The sequence below is a fragment of the Streptomyces sp. NPDC001617 genome, assembly GCF_053596855.1.
On record NZ_JBSFHA010000021.1, the window covers coordinates 100956 to 117308 of the forward strand.

The window sequence follows — 16353 nt, forward strand, 5'->3', positions numbered from 1 at the left end:
CCCATGACCGCACGCATCGTCGTCGCGGGCGGCTCGATGGGCGGACTGCGGGCAGCCGAACAGCTGCGTGCGGCGGGTTGGACCGGGGCCGTCACCGTCGTGGGCGACGAGCCCCACATGCCCTACAACCGGCCCCCGCTGTCCAAGGAGGTCCTGGCCGGCAAGGCCCCTTTCGAGTCACTGGCCTTCACCCCGAAGGCGGCCGCCGCCGACGTGGAGTGGCGGCTCGGCACGAGCGTCGTCTCCGCCCGGCTCGCCGAGCGGACCGTCGCACTCGACGACGGTTCGCCCCTCTCCTACGACGGTCTCGTCGTCGCCACCGGCATGCGCCCCCGGCGCCTGCGCTGCCCCGGTCCGCTCGCCGGCCGTCACACGGTCCGCACCATCGCCGACGCCCAGGGACTGCGGGACGAACTCACCCGCCCCGACGTGCGGGTGGTCGTGGTCGGCGCCGGGTTCATCGGCTGCGAGGTCGCCGCCACGGCCGTAATACTCGGCGTGCGTGAGGTGACCGTCGTCGACCCGCTGCCCCTGCCCATGGTCGGACCCCTCGGTGAACTGCTCGGCAGGGCGCTGCTGAAGCGGCACGAGGAGCGCGGGGTGCGCTTCGCGCTCGGCACCGGAGTCGCCGGTTTCGAGGGCGAGGGCCGTGTCACGGGTGTCGTGCTGAGCGACGGCACCGTGCTGCCCGCCGACGTGGTGGTCGAGTCGGTCGGCTCGGCAGCCAACGTCGAATGGCTGGAGGGCAACGACCTCGACCTGTCCGACGGAGTGCTCACCTGCGGGCAGCTGCGGGTCGGCGGACGTCCGGAGGTGGTCGCCGTCGGCGATGTCGCCCGCTTCCCCAACGCCCGCTACGACGGCGTACCGCGCCGTGTCGAGCACTGGTCGATCCCCACCGACACCGCCAGGCACGCCGCCAAGGCGCTCGTCGCCCATCTCGCCGGTACGGAAACCGAGTTCGGCCCCTTCGCGCCGCTGCCCACCTTCTGGAGTGACCAGCACGAATTCCGGCTCCAGTCGTTCGGCGCGCCGGCCCTCGGCCTCGACGACGTCCGCGTCCTCGACGGCGACGTGGAAGGTGACGTCCTCGTCGGCTACCACGTCGGCGGCCGGCTGGTCGGCGTCGTCGCGCTCGGCGGTCAGGCCGCCGCGATGGGCGCCGCCCGGTATCGCGCCCAGTTGCTCAAGCAGCCCGCCCTCACCGCGTAAGGAACCCCTGTCATGTCCCCTGTCCGTGGCTACTTCTTCCCCAAGACGGCGAGCGGTGCCTCGTCGCTGATTCCGTCGCCACCGTGGCGGTACTCCGGTGATCTGCTCACCGTCGAGTACCGGACCGATCCGGCGCGGGTGCGTGAACTGCTGCCCGAGCCGTTGGAGTTGGCCGACGAGGATCCGGGCGCGGTCGCCCTGATCTGGGCCGACTGGCAGTCCTGCTCCGGGACTGGGGACGAGCTGTTGGACCCCGTGCTCTCCCAGTACAAGGAGGCGTTCGCGGTCGTCCGCTGCAAGTACAAGGGGCAGACCTACACGCGCTGCGTCTACATCTGGGTCGACAAGGACTTCGCCATTGCCCGGGGGCTGCACCAGGGGTATCCGAAGAAGCTCGGGTCCATTCACCAGACGCGGCCGCATCCGTACGGGCCCGCTCCGCGGATCGAGGCGGGCGCGCGGTTCGGGGCGACGCTCGCCGCCGCCGACCGGCGGCTCGCCCAGGCGGTGGTCACGCTGCGGGAGCCGTCGGAGACCAACGGGTTCGTCAACGCGCATCCCATGGCCCATCACCGATGGCTGCCGTCGATCGAGAAGGGCAAGGGGCTCGCGCTGGACGAGCTGATCGAGTCCGGGGCCGCTTCCTTCGAGGGCGGCCGACCGTGGCTGGGTGAAGCCGAGTTGGAGCTGTTCGAGGCGCCCACCGAGGAGCTGGCCAGGCTGGAGATCCGGGAGCCGATCGCCGCGTACTACCGCCAGGTCGGCGTGGTGTGGGACGGCGGACGGCTGCTGGAGTCCGGCACCTCCGGAGCCGAGTAACCACCCCACATCGCAAAGGACTTGGAGACCGGACATGACCGAGCACACCCTCACCGTGGCCGGGGTCGCCATCGACACCCGGCACTGGATCGGCGGCGAACGCGTCGCCTCCGCCGATACGTTCAGCGATGTCTCGCCGATCGACGGCAGCACGATCGGCGACATCGCCCGGGGCACCGCGACGGAAGCGGCTGCCGCCGTGGCCGCCGCCAAGGCCGCTTTCCCCGCCTGGGCCGCCACCTCCCGCGCCGAACGCGCCCGCATCCTGCACGCCATCGCCGACGGCGTGGAGAAGCGGAGCGAAGAGCTCGCCATCGTCGAGACCACCGACAACGGCGCCCTCCTGCGCTCGCACCGTCGGGGCGTCATGCCCCGCGTGGCGCACAACTTCCGGTTCTTCGCCGACTGGTTGCTGAAGCTGGACCACGAGGACTTCGAGACCCGCGGCCACACCAACCACGTCTCCTGGGACCCGGCAGGCCCCTGTGTGCTGATCACCCCGTGGAACGCGCCCCTGATGCTGGCCACTTGGAAGGTCGCACCGGCGCTGGCGGCGGGGGACACCGTCGTCCTCAAGCCCGCCGAGTGGTCCCCGCTGACCGCCTCGCTGCTCGCCGACATCGCCGCCGAGGCGGGGCTGCCCGCAGGTGTGCTGAACGTCGTCCAGGGCTACGGCTCCGAGATCGGCGACGCCCTCACCTCGCACCCGGACGTGCGCCGGATCAGCTTCACGGGATCGGTGCCCACCGCCCAGCGGATCGCCGAGTCGGCGGCCGGCAACCTTACCCCGCTCAGCCTCGAACTCGGCGGCAAGTCACCGCTGTTGGTGTTCGCCGACGCCGATCTCGACCTGGCGGTCGACCTCGCGGTGGAGCAGTACGACAATGCCGGGCAGGTGTGCCTGGCGGCCACCCGATTCCTCGTCGAGGAGTCGGTCGCCGAGGAGTTCACGCGGCGGTTCGTGGCGAAGGCTTCCGGGCTGACGCAGGGCGACCCGCGCGACGAGGCCACCGACATCGGACCCAACATCCATCCCCGCCAGTTGGAGAAGATCGACGGGTTCGTGCAGCGGGCGATCGCGTCCGGTGCGCGCGCGGTGATCGGTGGGCACCGCAAGGACGGGCAGTTCTACGCGCCGACCCTGCTCACCGACGTCGCCCAGGACTCGGAGATCGTCCAGGAGGAGGTATTCGGCCCCGTTCTGACCCTGCAGACCTTCGCCACCGAAGAAGAAGCGGTCCGGCTCGCCAACGACACCCGCTTCGGACTGGCCGCCACCGTCGCCACCGGCGACTCCGAGCGCGCCGAACGCGTCACCGCGCAGCTGGTGGCCGGGACCGTCTGGGTCAACTGCTTCTTCGTACGCGACCTGCAGGCCCCCTTCGGCGGCTCCCGTCATTCCGGTGTCGGACGTGAGGGCGGAACCTGGAGCTTCGACTTCTACTGCGACCTGAAGAACACCGTCACCGCGCCTGCCGGTTGGAGGAACCATGGGTGAGATCGTCGGGGCCGGGCTCCTCGCGCATGTCCCCACCATCGTCCTCCCCGAGGCCGACCGCCTCGAGCTGAACGAGGGCAAGGAGATCACCCTCGTCACCGGCCTGCAGCGGCTCCGCAGCGACGTCTTCGAGCGTGACGACTACGACACCGTCGTCGTGCTCGACTCGCACTGGGCGACGACCGTCGAGTTCGTCGTCACGGCCCAGCAGCGGCGGGCCGGTCTGTTCACCTCCGAGGAGCTGCCGCGCGGGATGTGCCGGATGCCGTACGACTTCCCCGGGGACCCCGAACTCGCCCGCAACATCGAGAAGTTCGCCGACAAGCACGGCACCTGGATCACCGCGATCGACGACGACTACCTGCCGATCTACTACGCCACCATCAACCTTTGGAAGTTCCTCGGCGAGGGCCTGCCGGACAAGCGGTGGGTGACGATCGGGGTCTGCCAGACCGGTGACATGGAGGATCATCTACGGCTGGGCCGCGCACTCGCCGACGGTATCGCCGCCACCCCGGGCCGCCGCGTCCTGATGATCGCCTCGGGCGCGCTCTCGCACACCTTCTGGCCGCTGCGCGAGATCCGCGACCACGAGGCCAGCGACACGGTGCACATCCGCACCCCCGAGGCGCGTGAGGCCGACTACGAGCGCATCGCGTGGTTCAAGGAGGGGCGGCACGACAAGGTCCTCGACACCATGGACGAGTTCTGGAAGTTCAAGCCCGAGGCGAAGTTCTTCCACTACCTGATGATGGCCGGCGCCCTCGGCGAGCAGCGGTGCGTCGCCAAGGCCCGCCAGTACGGGGAGTACGAGAACTCCGTCGGCACCGGTCAGGTGCACCTCTGGTTCGACCGTCCGACCGACGGCTGGACCGGCACAGGTCTGCCCGCAGCCCCGTCCCCGCGCACTCCGCACAGCCGTCACTAGGAGCCCTGCCATGCCCGAGTACCGCCGCATCCTCCTCGACGGCGCCGCGGTCCAGGTCACCGTCGACGGCGACGAACTCGTCGCCGGCGACGGCCGCCGCGTCAAGACCGACGAGGCGCACCACCTGCCGCCGGTCGTCCCGTCCAAGGTGATCGCCGTCCACCTCAACCACCGAAGTCGGGTCGACGAGTTCCAGATCCAACTGCCCGACACGCCCACCTACTTCCACAAGCCGACCTCGGCCCTCAACTCCCACAAGGGTGCGATCGTCCGCCCCGAGGGCTGCAAGTGGCTCAACTACGAGGGCGAGGTGGCCATCGTCATCGGCAGGAACGCGCGGAACATCTCTCCCGAGGAAGCGGGGGAGTACATCGCGGGCTACACCGTCGCCAACGACTACGGCCTGCACGACTTCCGTGACACCGATGCCGGCTCGATGCTCAGGGTGAAGGGATCGGACACCCTCTGCCCGCTCGGTCCGGGGCTCGTCACCGACTGGGACTTCCACGGCAAGAGCCTCAAGACGTACGTCAACGGCGAGGTGGTGCAGGACGGTTCGACCGACGAGATGCAGTGGGACATGCACTACCTCGTCGCCGACATCGCCCGCACCATCACTCTGTACCCCGGCGATGTCCTGCTGTCGGGCACACCCGCCAACTCCCGGCCCGTGCAGCCCGGCGACATCGTCGAGGTCGAGGTCGAAGGCCTCGGCAGGCTCACCAACCGCATCGTCACCGGCCCCACCGCGATCCGCACCGATGTCGGCGCCCGGCCCACCGAGTCCGAGGAGGTGCTGTCCACCGCGCTCGGCGGCGACTGGGAGTTCCGTGGCATCCGCCCGCCCCGTCGCTGACCGCGGGGACCTGCGGCGCGGCCCGGCCGGTAGGGTCGCGACCATGACCGAATCCGCCGAGACCGCTCAGGAAGCCGGCTCCCGCACGCGCAAGCGGCTGGGCTACGGGGAGGGCCGTGAGGCCCTGCTCAAGGCGGCGGTTCGGGTCGTGGGCCGGCGCGGACTGCGTCACCTCACCTACCGCGCCGTCGCCGAGGAGGCCGGCGTCACCCACGGCCTCGTCGTCCACCACTTCGGCTCCCGTGACGCGCTGATCGAGGAGTCCCTCGCCTACGCCGTCCGCACCAGCCTGAGCAGCAGCCTGCTGGAGCCCGGCACCGGACGGCCCGAGGACTATGTGAGCGGGCTGCCGGCCATGGTGGAGGACGACGCGGACGGCCAGGCGTACCAGTACGAACTGCTGCTGGAGGCCCGCCGCCGCCCCGAGCTGCTGCCGCAGGTGCGCGCGCTGTACGACGAGTATTTCGACGCCTCCCGGCGCGAGTTGGACCGCATCCTGCCCGAGGGCGCCGCGCCGGCCTTCAACCGGCTGGTCTTCGCCGCGCTGGACGGACTCGTACTGCACCAGCTGACCGGCATCGGCGACCGCGCGGACACCGAGGCCGCCCTGGCCGAGCTGCGCTCGCTCCTGCGTGCGCAGGGCAGCCGCGACTGAGTGGGCCGACACGGCCCCCGTCGCGTCAGCGGCGGGGGCTTTGTCATGTCCTGGGGGCAGTTTCCGCGGCGTAAATTCCTTCCCCCGACCCCTTGCCAGATGGATAGTTCCAGCCCACGATGAGGCAACTCGTTTGGCTCAAAATGAAATCTCTCCCCTTCCCCTCAGCAGGTGATCCGAGTGGACAGTCAGACGGTCGACGCCTCTTCGCAGACAGAAGAGGGCACCCGCTCCACGGCAACCCTCAAACGCAACGCCCTGGGTGTCCTGGGCATCCTCTTCTTCGTCCTGTCCGCCCAGGCGCCGCTCACCGGCATCGCGGGCGCCGTCCCCATCGCCGTCGCCGTGGGCAACGGCCCCGGAGTCCCGGCCGCCTACGCCGTCGCCGGAGCCGTGATCCTGCTGTTCTCGGTGGGCTTCGTGGCCATGGGACGGCACGTGGTGAACGCGGGCGCCTTCTACACGTACATCGGCAAGGGCCTCGGCCGCACCACGGGCAGCGGCAGCGCCGCGGTGGCCCTGTTCGCCTACTGCACCGTCCAGGCCGCGATGTACGGCCTGTACGGGGCCACCGTGAGCGGTCTGGTCGAGCACTACTCCGGCGTCCACGTCGCCTGGTGGGTCTGGGCGCTGGTCACCATGGCCGTCGTCCAGGTGCTGGGTGCCGCAGGCATCGAGCTCGGCGCCAAGGTGCTCGCCCTGTTCGTGCTGGCCGAGTTCAGCATCCTGCTCGCCTTCGCCCTGGTCACCCTGGTGAAGGGCGGCGGGCCCGAGGGCCTCGCCGTCACCGAGACCTTCTCGCCGGGCGCCGTGCTGGACGGCGCGCCCGGCGTGGCCCTGATGTTCGCCGTCGCGTCGATGTTCGGCTTCGAGGCCACCGCCATCTACGGCGAGGAGGCCCGCGAGCCCCACAAGACCGTGCCCCGGGCGACCTACCTGTCGGTGGCCGTGGTCACCGGCTTCTTCGCCTTCGTCTCATGGATGCTGATCTCCGCGTACGGTCCCTCGAAGGCCACCGCGGCCGCGGGCCAGGCGCTGGAGCGCGGCGACTCCACGCTGTTCGTCTTCGCGCCGATCGCCGACCAGTTCGGCGGCTGGGTCAACGACGTCCTGCCGATCCTGCTGGCCACCTCCCTCTTCGCCGGCATCCTCGCCTTCCACAACTCCGCCAACCGCTACCTTTTCTCGCTCAGCCGCGAGGGGCTGCTCCCGGGCCGGCTGCGCACCCTCAACCGGCGGCAGTCGCCGTGGGCGGCGGGCCTGGTGCAGACCGCGATCGCGGTGCTGCTGGTCGTGCCGTTCGCCGTCGCGGGCAAGGACCCGGTCCTGACCCTGTTCTCGTGGTTCAGCGGCGTCGGCGTCCTCGCCTGCATGTTGCTGTACTTCCTGACGTCGGTCTCGGTGATCGTCTTCTTTCGCCGCGAGCGGCTCGACACCCGGCTGTGGCACACCCTGATCGCCCCCGCCCTCGGTGCCGCCGGCATCGCCGGAGTGATCTGGGTGGTGCTCGCCAACTTCACGACCCTCATCGGCGGCGACACCGCAACGGCCACCTGGCTCGTCCTCGCCGTCCCGGCAGTGCTGCTGCTGGGCGCCGGAGCCGCCCGCCTGGTCCGCACCCGCTGACCCGCCCGCCCCCGGCCCGGCTCCCACGCGGAGCCGGGCCCCGGAACGAGGAACCCCATGCTGGACGCCACCCACGACGAACTCCTGCTCCGCGCCAAGGCCCTCGACCTGCCCGCCCACCACCACATCGACGGCACCGACGAGCCCGGCGGCGGCACCACCTTCCCCGTCGTCTCCCCCCGGGACGGCCAGACCCTCGCCCACGTCGCCGACGCGACCCGGGCCGAGGTCGACCTCGCCGTCGCCGCCGCCCGCCGCGCCTTCGACTCCGGCCCCTGGCCGCGCCTCGCCCCGGCCGACCGCGGCCGTGCCCTGCTGCGCATGGCCGAACTCCTGGAAAGGGAAAGGGAGAAGCTCGCCCTCACCATCACCCTGGAGATGGGCAAACCCATCGCCGACGCGTACGCCATCGAACTGCGCGCCGCGATCAACACCTTCCGCTGGTACGGCCAGCTCGCGGACAAGCTCACCGACGAGTCCCCGCACACCGCCACCGACGCCCTCGCCCTGATCACGCGTGAACCGGCGGGCGTGGTCGGCACGGTCGTCCCGTGGAACTTCCCTCTGACGCTCGCGAGCTGGAAGGTGGCCCCCGCACTGGCGGCCGGCTGCACCGTCGTCCTCAAGCCGTCGGAGTACTCACCCCTGTCGGCCCTCCTCCTCTGCCGCATCGGCACCGAGGCCGGCCTTCCGCCGGGCGTCCTGAACGCCGTCACCGGCGACGGCCCCGTCGCCGGCCGCGCGCTCGGCCTGCATCCCGACGTCGACGTGCTGGCGTTCACCGGCTCCACCGCCGTCGGCCGCCACTTCCTGCGCTACGCCGCCGACTCCAACCTCAAGCGGGTCTGGCTGGAACTGGGCGGAAAGTCACCCAACATCATCCTCCCCGACGCCCCCGACCTGGACCGGGCCGCGGCCACCGCCGCCTGGGGCATCTTCTTCAACCAGGGCGAGATGTGCACCGCCCCCTCCCGGCTCCTGGTCCACTCCTCGATCGCCGAGCGCGTCACGGAAGCCGTCGTGCGCCGCGCCGAGGAACTCCGGGTGGGCGACCCCCTGGACCCGGCGACCGAGATGGGCGCGCTGGTCCGGCAGGCACACCTGGACCGCGTGCGCGACCACATCGCCGCCGGCCGCGCGGCCGGCGCCCGCCTGCGCACCGGCGGCGAACGCACCCTGACGGACACCGGAGGGAACTACCTGCGGCCGACGGTCTTCGACCGCGTCGATCCCGGCATGCGGCTGGCCCGCGAGGAGATCTTCGGCCCGGTGCTGTCCGTCCTGGCCTTCGACGACCTGGACGAGGCGGTCCGGCTGGCCAACGCCACCGAGTACGGCCTCGCCGCCGGACTGTGGACCTCCGACCTGTCCACCGCCCACAAGGTCTCCCGCGCCCTGAAAGCCGGCACGGTCTGGGTCAACTGCTACGAGGAGGGCGACCTGACCGTCCCCTTCGGCGGGATGAAGCAGTCCGGCAACGGCCGGGACAAGTCCGCTCACGCCCTGGAGAAGTACACCGAGCTCAAGACCACCTGGATCCAGTTGTGACCCGCCCGCTCATCGCCGTCCCGGCCCGCTTCTCCGCGACGACCTCCGCCCTGCGCTACGCCGCCGAGGTCAACGCCCGCGCCCTCGTCGAGGCCGTGTGGCGGGCCGGCGGCGAACCGGTCAGCATCCACCCCGCCGACACGGAGACGGCCACCCGCCTCACCCGCTTCGACGGCCTGCTCCTGCCCGGCGGCGGCGACCTGGCCCCGCACCGCTACGGCGCCGCCGACACGCACGACACCGTCTACGACGTCGACGAGCTCCAGGACACCTTCGACCTGGAGGCCGCCCGCGCCGCCCTGGAGTCGGGTCTGCCGCTGCTGGCCGTCTGCCGCGGCCTGCAGGTGGTCAACGTGGTCCTCGGCGGCACCCTGGAACAGGACATGGGAGGGGCGGAGTCGGACCATCGGCACCGCGTCCACCCCGTGACCGTCGAGCGCGGCAGCACACTGCACCTGGCCGTCGGGGCCGAGAAGGCGGACATCTCCTGCTACCACCACCAGCGCGTCGACCGCCTGGGTGCTGGTCTGACCATCACCGCCACGGCGGCGGACGGCACCGTGGAAGGCGTCGAACTGCCTGGTTCCCGAGGCTGGTTCACGGCCGTGCAATGGCACCCGGAGGACACGGCCCACGACGATCCGGTCCAGCAGGCGCTGTTCGACGCGCTGGTGCGGGCCGCCGTCGGCGCGACCGCCTGAGGCCGGTGTCAGGCCCGCGGCCGGCGCCCGCTGCGCCGCGGCGCGGGCTCGGCGCCGTCCAGCAGCGTCTGACGCCGTTCCTCGCCGTTCTCCTCCACCTGCATCACGACCCGGCGCAGCCCCTCCGCGAGGCTGCGGCACTCTGCGGCACTGAGGCCCGCGGTGACGAAGGCCTCCTCCTCGTTGAACGCCGGAAACACCCGGCGCATGAGCTCCTCGCCCGCGTCGGTGAGGCTCAGCAGCACCAGCCGCCCGTCGGTCGGATGACCCGCCCGCTGCACCAGCCCACGGGACTCCAGCGTGCGGGCCACACCGGTGAGCGTGCCCTTGGAGATCCCCGCTTCTTCCGCCACATGCCGGGTCTCCGACTCGCCCCACACCCACACCACCCACAGCACGACGAACGCCGTCCAGGTCAGATCCGAGCCGCGCAGCACCGAGTTCTCCAGATGCTGCCGCACCGCGGAGGCCGCCCGATAGATGTTCGCCACGGCGGCCATCTGCTCCCGGCGGATCGGGAAACCCCCGAGCTTCGCGTCCGCGAGCTTCTCGGCTTCGGTGATGGATCGCTGGCCCGGCACGGCGGCTCCTTCGTGTTGTTCGGGATCAAATTGTACGAAGAGAAAGGGCAACCGGACATGACACCGCCCCACCGCGACGCTCCCCGCATGCTGCTCGTCCTCAGTGAGAACTGGACCCTGACGGGAGGCCGGGCCGATCTGCCCGCCGCCGTACGGTGGGCCCGCGAGGCCGAGGAGGCCGGATTCGACGCCGTCATGGTCAGCGAGCACATCGTCCTCGGACCCGACGCGGCAGCCGCCGGGATCATGGGCAACCCCCGTGCGTACGCGCTCCCGGGCAACCAGGACCCGTACACCCCCTGGCCCGGCTCCCTGTCCCTGCTGGCGGCGATCGCCTCGGTCACCGAACGCATCCGGCTGGCCGCCGCGGCCGTCCTCGCGCCCCTGCGCCACCCGCTGGCGCTCGCCCGAGAACTGGGCACCCTCGACCTGATCAGCGAGGGCAGGCTGGTGGTGCAGCCCACGGTGAGCTGGAGCGGCGACGAGTACACGGCCCTCGGGGTGCCGTTCGGCCGGCGCGGCAAGCTCCTGGACGAGCACCTGGAGGTCTGGGCGAAGGCATGGGGGCCCTCGCCCCTGTCCCACGACGGCCCGAACTACCCCTTCAGGGACGTGTACTTCGAGCCCAAGGCGTACCGGCCCGACGGCCCCCGGCTGTGGTTCGGCGGACAGCGCCTGCACGGTCCGGTGCTGCGGCGGCTCGTGCGGTACGGGCACGGCTTCCACCCGCTTGGCCGGCCCACCCCCGAGGACCTCCAGGCGCTCAAGGACGCCCTGGCCGGGACGGGCCGTGACATCGCCGACCTGGAGATGGTCGGCGGCACGCAGGCCGTGTTTCCCGACGACCACTCACCGGCCGACCTCGCGGCGGCCCTCGCCTCGATTCCCGAGCAACTGGAGAGCGGCTTCACGACCTTCTGCATCAAGCCGAACCAGTTCATCGACGACCCGGACGGCGTCGGGGCGTTCTGCCGTGAGGTCATGCGCCGTGTGGAGGCCCTGACCTCCTGATCCCGCGAGGGCGATGCCCGCCCCCGGACGGCTCACCGCTCCACGAAGCGGATCACCTGCTCCGGGGCCGGGCGCAGCAGCCCGTCGCGGACCGCGAGGGCCGTGGCCTCGGCCCGGGAGACGGCACCGGTCTTGCGCAGCAGGTGCTCCATATGGGTGTGCACGGTTCGCGGCGACAGATACAGCGCCTGCGCGATGGCCTGATTGGTCTGCCCCGTGGCCGCCCGGGTGAGCACGTCCAGCTCCCTCGGACTCAGTCCGTACGGCAGCTCGGTGGGCGTCTCGACCACCAGCACGGCATCTGCGACCGGCCCCGACCCGTGCCGGTGCAGGACGACCCGATGCCAGGCCCTCTCAGCCGGCCACAGCAGGCGCAGCCGTCGCCCGCCGGTGTCGGCGAAGGCCCGCAGCAGTTCGTGGAACGCCGGGTCCCGCAAGGCCCGTACGCGCTCACGCCCCGGTACGTCGATCACTCCGCCGTGCGCCACCAGGCTCGCCGTACTCTCCTGCGCGAGGCCCTCCAGATCGCCGGCCCGCGGCACCGGGTCGGCCAGGGCCGCCAGGGCCGGGATGACGGAGGCGAGCAGGCGACGCGCGTCGGTGTCGTACGCGTTCGCGCCCGAGGCGGACAGATGCACCAGACCCACCAGCCTGCCGCGGTGGCGCAGCGCCCCGGTCACTCCGTCGCGGAAGCCCGCGGGCCGGACACGTTCGGCGTAGAACCATCCGTCCCGGAAGCGGCTGCCGGTGTCCTCGGAGATCGACGGTGGCAGTTCCTGCCGTACGACGTTCTCGTACCACGGGGTTCCGACGAACTCGGCGGCCAGGTCCTCTGATGCCTTGGCGGTGTATCCGATGCCCGCCACCTGGACGTGGGCGCCGGTGAGCGGGTCGAGAGCCAGCAAGGTCGCCGCGTCGAGGGGGAGGGCGCGGGCGAGCTGGCGCAGTGCCTCGGCGCCGGCGGACACGCTGTCGTGCTCGCGGGTGAGCATGCCGATCCGTGTGGCGGCCGCGATCTGGCGGTGGTGGATCATGCGAGCCTCCGGGGCCCGGGACCTCGGCTAGGTCGTTTGAGCCCCAACGATATGGCGGGAGGCCCCGAGCGGCAAGGCATCGACGACCCCGTGACCGATTCGACCCCGCGCCGCGAACCCGCCGTACCCGATCGGTATTTCTACGGATGGTGGCGCGGCGGCGTCAGGTCTTTCCTGTTCGGCACACCACCCTGCACCACCGGACGCCCGCCCCTCGCGGGCCCGCCCCTCGGAGAGCCCCGCCATGACCACCCCCGCATCGAGCCCGCGCCCGACGGCCTCCCGCAGACGATTTCTCGCCCTGTCCGCCGGCGCCCTCGCCACCACGGCACTCACCGCCACCGGCTGTTCGGCCCCCGAGAAGGCGTCCGCCTCGGGCAGGACCTCCGCCGCAGCCGGCAAGGACCTGACGAAGATCGGGCTGGACTATCCCTTCACCCAGCTCCCGCTGTACTCGACCCTGGTCAAGCTGTCGACGGCCGCCGCCAAGAAGCACGGCATCTCCCTGCTCACCACGAGCGACAACGCCAACGCCGACACCCAGGCCACCAACCTCAAGACCTGGGTCACGCAGAAGGCCCCGGCCATCGTGTCCTTCCCGATGGTCTTCGAGGCCGCCGAGCCGATCGCCCGACAGGCCCTGGACGCCGGCCTGATCTGGGTGACCTACGGCGGCTCCCTCGAGCACCAGAGCGCCGACATCAAGTTCAGCTTCCGCAAGGGCGGAACCCTGCTGGGCGCGGCGGCGGCGCAGTGGGCCGAGGAACGACTCGGCGGCAAGGGCAAGATCGCATTCCTCACCGACAGCACCATCGAGCTGGGCCGCGAACGCACCAAGGGCATGATCGACGCGTTCACCAAGGCCGCCCCCGGCATCGACGTCGTGGCACAGGAACAAGCCATCGACCCCGACACCGGCCTGGCGAGGACCAAGGCGATCCTCGCCAAGCACCCCGACCTCAACCTCGTTCTCGGCATCACCGACGCCGCCGCGTACGGCGCCTTCAAGGCCCTCCAGCAGGCCGGCCGCTCCCACGACGACCCTCAGACCTTCGTCGGCGGACAGGACGGTTCGGCACCCTCCCTGCTCGCGGTCAAGCAGGGCACCTTCTACCGCGCCTCGGCCGCCCTCGCGCCGAACGACATCGCGGCGGCCATCGTCGACGTCCCGCGGGCGGTCGCAGCCGGTAAAGCCGACCCCAGTGCCGAGGTGCCGATCACCCTGGTCCAGCGCGGCGACACGGCCGAGATCGACCGACTGCTCGCCCAGAACGCATAGGGCCCTGCCATGACGACCCCCAACCTCCGCATCCGCGGACTGACCAAGTCCTTCGGCGGAGTCAAGGCCCTCGCCGAGGTGGACCTCACCGTCCCCGCAGGCCAGGTGCACGCCCTGCTCGGCCACAACGGCGCCGGCAAGTCCACCCTCATCAAGTGCCTGGGCGGCGCCTTCCCACCCGACTCCGGCACGATCGAGATCGGCGCATCGCCCCGTACGCGGCTGACTCCGCGCGAGTCGATCGCCGCGGGCGTGGCGATCATCTACCAGACGCTGAGCGTGGTCGACGCGCTCACGGTCGCCGAGAACATCTTCCTCGGGCAGGAGTGGACGCGGTACGGCCGTGTCGACAGAAGCTCCCAGGAGAAGGCGGCCGCCGGACTCCTGAAGCGCGTCGCCGCCACCTGCTCCCCGCGCGACCGCGTGGGCGACCTGCCCATGGGACAGCGCCAGCTGGTCGAGATCGCCAAGGCGCTCAGCCGCAGCGCGTCCGTGCTGGTCCTGGACGAGCCCACCGCGGCGCTGTCCGGCGCCGAGAGCGACGCCCTGGCCGAACGGGTCGAGGACCTGCGCGCCGAGGGGCTGGCCATCGTCTACGTCACCCACCTGCTGTCCGAGGTGGAACGGCTCGCCGACGCGGTCACCGTGCTGCGCGACGGCCGCGTCACCCACCACTCGCCCGTCTCCGGGCTCTCGCGCGGCGACCTGGTCACGGCCATCGCCGGCCGCCCCCACGAAAGGCCCGCGCGGCCCGCACCCGGTCCCGCACGCCCCGCCGCGCCACCCCGCCTCGTCGTCGACGGCCTGCACGGACCCGGCTTCGGCCCCGTCAGTCTCACGGTCGGCCAGGGAGAACGCGTCGGCCTCTTCGGGCTCATCGGCTCCGGGCGTACGCGCCTGTTGGAGACCCTCTTCGGCAGGCGAAGGGCAGGCGGCGGCACGATCCGGGTCGGGGAGCGCACCGTGGCCCCAAACCGGCCCTCGCGGGCCCTCGCGGCCGGGATCGCCCTGGTGCCCGCGGACCGACGGGCCCAGGCCCTCTTCCCGTCGCTGACCGCGCAGGACAACGTGCTCCTGCCGTCGATCCGACCCCTTGCCCGCTCGGGTGTGCGGGCGCTGCGCGCAGAGCGGCGCGTCTTCGGCTCCCTGGCCGAGGCCGTCGGACTGCGGCCCGCCCGGCCGGCGCTGCCGGCCGGCGCGTTCTCCGGCGGCAACCAGCAGAAGCTGGTCCTCGGCCGCTGGATCAACTCCGCCCGGCACGTCGAGGTCCTGCTGCTCGACGAGCCGACCCAGGGCGTCGACGTCGGCGCCCGGCACGAGATCTACGAGGTGGTGACAGGGCTGGCCGAAGAACGCGGCACGGCCGTGCTGTTCGCCTCCAGCGACCCCGAGGAGGTCGTCGCCCTCGCCGACCGGTGCCTGATCGTCGCCGACGGCCGGGTCGTCGGCGAGCTGTCCGGCGCCGGCCTCACCGAGCAGGCCCTGCTGTCAGCCGTCCATGCCCCGGCCCCCGCGCCTGACGCCGCCTCGCACCGAGGAGACCGTTCGGACCAGGGCGCCGGCAGCGACCCGGGCCGCATCGCCCCGCCCGCCGAAGGAGCAGCATGACCACCGCCGACACCGTCCTGTCCCGCCCCCGTGCCCGTGTCCTGGCCACGGGCGGCCTGACCGCCGTACGACGTCACCCCCTGCTCGTCGTACTCGCCGCGATGGTGCTGGTCTTCCAGGTCTCCACCGGCAGCTTCCTCGCCCCGGCCAACCTCAGCGGTATCGCCACCGACGCCGCCACCCTGGCCATCGTCGCCGTGCCGCTGGCGCTGCTCGTCATCAGCGGCTACCTCGACCTGTCGGTCGGCTCCACGCTCGCCCTGGGCGGAGTCGTCGCGGGCCGGCTGGCGAGCGGGGGACAGCCGCCTGTCGTCGCCGTCCTGGGCGCGCTCGCGGCGGGCGCTGCGGTCGGCGCCGTGAATGGCGTGCTCTGCTGTCGGCTCGGTCTGTCACCGTTCATCGTGACCCTGGGCATGCTGACGGCCGTACGCGGTTTCGCGCAGCAGCTCTTCCCGCTGCCGCTGAGCGGTTTCGGCTCGCGCTTCGCATGGCTGGGCGGGGCGAAGATCGCCGGAATCGCGACGCCGGTCGTCATCGCGGTACTCGTCCTGGCCGCGGGTGCCCTCTTCCTCGCGTTCACCCCGTCCGGGCGGCACGTGTTCGCCATCGGCGTCAACCGGGAGGCGGCCCACCTTTCCGGGATCAACATCCGCCGTACGCCCTTCGCGCTGTTCGTGGTCACCGGTGCGGCCGCCGCGCTGGCCGGGGCCATCAAGGCGTCGGTGCTGGACAGCGTGGTCGCCGGCACCTCCGGCGCCGGGTTCGAACTGGCCGCGCTGACCGCCGTCCTGATCGGCGGGGTCGCGCTCACGGGCGGTTCGGGCTCGATCCTCGGCGTGCTGCTCGGCGTGCTCTTCCTCGGCGGGCTGCAGAACGGCCTCACCCTGCTGAACGTGCCGACGTTCTGGCAGCAGATGACCCAGGGCGTGGCGCTGGTGGCCGGTGCCGGGTTGGCGTACCTCGCACCCCGGACCGGACGCTGACCATGTGCCCTTCG

At 71.7% G+C, this 16353-nt stretch carries 15 protein-coding genes; 13 read left to right on the forward strand and 2 right to left on the reverse strand.

What is annotated here, in order from left to right:
* Window positions 1–3: 3 nt before the first annotated feature.
* The 9 genes from ACWC09_RS18550 (at window position 4) to ACWC09_RS18590 (ending at window position 9843) form a co-directional block, all read left to right on the forward strand.
* Window positions 4–1212: an NAD(P)/FAD-dependent oxidoreductase gene (locus tag ACWC09_RS18550; RefSeq protein WP_450851598.1), complete on the forward strand. Its 1209-nt coding sequence runs from the start codon at window positions 4–6 to the stop codon at window positions 1210–1212.
* Window positions 1213–1224: 12 nt separating this feature from the next.
* Window positions 1225–2031, forward strand: a complete 807-nt coding sequence (locus tag ACWC09_RS18555; protein WP_450851599.1) for an acetoacetate decarboxylase family protein — start codon at window positions 1225–1227, stop codon at window positions 2029–2031.
* Window positions 2032–2065: 34 nt separating this feature from the next.
* Window positions 2066–3529 (forward strand): aldehyde dehydrogenase, encoded by a 1464-nt coding sequence (locus ACWC09_RS18560; RefSeq protein ID WP_450851600.1) that lies wholly within the window; start codon window positions 2066–2068, stop codon window positions 3527–3529.
* Window positions 3522–4457 carry a 3,4-dihydroxyphenylacetate 2,3-dioxygenase gene (locus ACWC09_RS18565; protein WP_450851601.1) on the forward strand — a complete coding sequence of 312 codons (936 nt, stop codon included), beginning with the start codon at window positions 3522–3524 and terminating at the stop codon, window positions 4455–4457. Before ACWC09_RS18560 ends, ACWC09_RS18565 begins: the two co-directional genes overlap by 8 nt.
* 10 nt (window positions 4458–4467) lie before the next feature.
* A complete protein-coding gene (locus ACWC09_RS18570; RefSeq protein WP_450851602.1) occupies window positions 4468–5313 on the forward strand; it encodes a fumarylacetoacetate hydrolase family protein in 846 nt (281 codons plus the stop codon).
* A 43-nt stretch (window positions 5314–5356) separates the two neighbouring features.
* Window positions 5357–5968 (forward strand): TetR/AcrR family transcriptional regulator, encoded by a 612-nt coding sequence (locus ACWC09_RS18575; protein WP_450851603.1) that lies wholly within the window; start codon window positions 5357–5359, stop codon window positions 5966–5968.
* 180 nt (window positions 5969–6148) lie between these two features.
* A complete protein-coding gene (locus ACWC09_RS18580; RefSeq protein WP_450851604.1) occupies window positions 6149–7594 on the forward strand; it encodes an APC family permease in 1446 nt (481 codons plus the stop codon).
* A gap of 57 nt (window positions 7595–7651) precedes the next feature.
* Window positions 7652–9142: an aldehyde dehydrogenase gene (locus tag ACWC09_RS18585; RefSeq protein WP_450851605.1), complete on the forward strand. Its 1491-nt coding sequence runs from the start codon at window positions 7652–7654 to the stop codon at window positions 9140–9142.
* A complete protein-coding gene (locus tag ACWC09_RS18590) occupies window positions 9139–9843 on the forward strand; it encodes a gamma-glutamyl-gamma-aminobutyrate hydrolase family protein (RefSeq protein ID WP_450851606.1) in 705 nt (234 codons plus the stop codon). Before ACWC09_RS18585 ends, ACWC09_RS18590 begins: the two co-directional genes overlap by 4 nt.
* 8 nt (window positions 9844–9851) lie before the next feature.
* Here the strand turns inward: ACWC09_RS18590 and ACWC09_RS18595 are convergent, their stop codons facing one another.
* On the reverse strand, window positions 9852–10424 hold the full coding sequence (locus ACWC09_RS18595) for a MarR family winged helix-turn-helix transcriptional regulator (RefSeq protein WP_450851607.1): 573 nt from the start codon (window positions 10422–10424) through the stop codon (window positions 9852–9854).
* A 57-nt stretch (window positions 10425–10481) separates the two neighbouring features.
* Between ACWC09_RS18595 and ACWC09_RS18600 the strand changes: the two genes are divergently transcribed.
* Window positions 10482–11435, forward strand: coding sequence for an LLM class flavin-dependent oxidoreductase (locus tag ACWC09_RS18600; RefSeq protein ID WP_450851608.1), 954 nt, complete (start codon window positions 10482–10484; stop codon window positions 11433–11435).
* A gap of 32 nt (window positions 11436–11467) precedes the next feature.
* Here the strand turns inward: ACWC09_RS18600 and ACWC09_RS18605 are convergent, their stop codons facing one another.
* Entirely contained in the window at window positions 11468–12469 is a 1002-nt protein-coding gene (locus ACWC09_RS18605) for a response regulator transcription factor (RefSeq protein ID WP_450851609.1), read from the reverse strand.
* Between the two features lie 244 nt (window positions 12470–12713).
* Here ACWC09_RS18605 and ACWC09_RS18610 point away from each other — a divergent pair, with 244 nt between their 5' ends.
* The 3 genes from ACWC09_RS18610 to ACWC09_RS18620 are packed head-to-tail and all read left to right on the forward strand — an operon-like array spanning window position 12714 to window position 16339.
* Window positions 12714–13748, forward strand: coding sequence for a sugar ABC transporter substrate-binding protein (locus ACWC09_RS18610; RefSeq protein ID WP_450851610.1), 1035 nt, complete (start codon window positions 12714–12716; stop codon window positions 13746–13748).
* 9 nt (window positions 13749–13757) lie between these two features.
* Window positions 13758–15356 (forward strand): sugar ABC transporter ATP-binding protein, encoded by a 1599-nt coding sequence (locus ACWC09_RS18615; RefSeq protein ID WP_450851611.1) that lies wholly within the window; start codon window positions 13758–13760, stop codon window positions 15354–15356.
* On the forward strand, window positions 15353–16339 hold the full coding sequence (locus ACWC09_RS18620) for an ABC transporter permease (RefSeq protein WP_450851612.1): 987 nt from the start codon (window positions 15353–15355) through the stop codon (window positions 16337–16339). The genes ACWC09_RS18615 and ACWC09_RS18620 overlap by 4 nt, the downstream gene beginning before the upstream one ends.
* Window positions 16340–16353 lie beyond the last annotated feature (14 nt).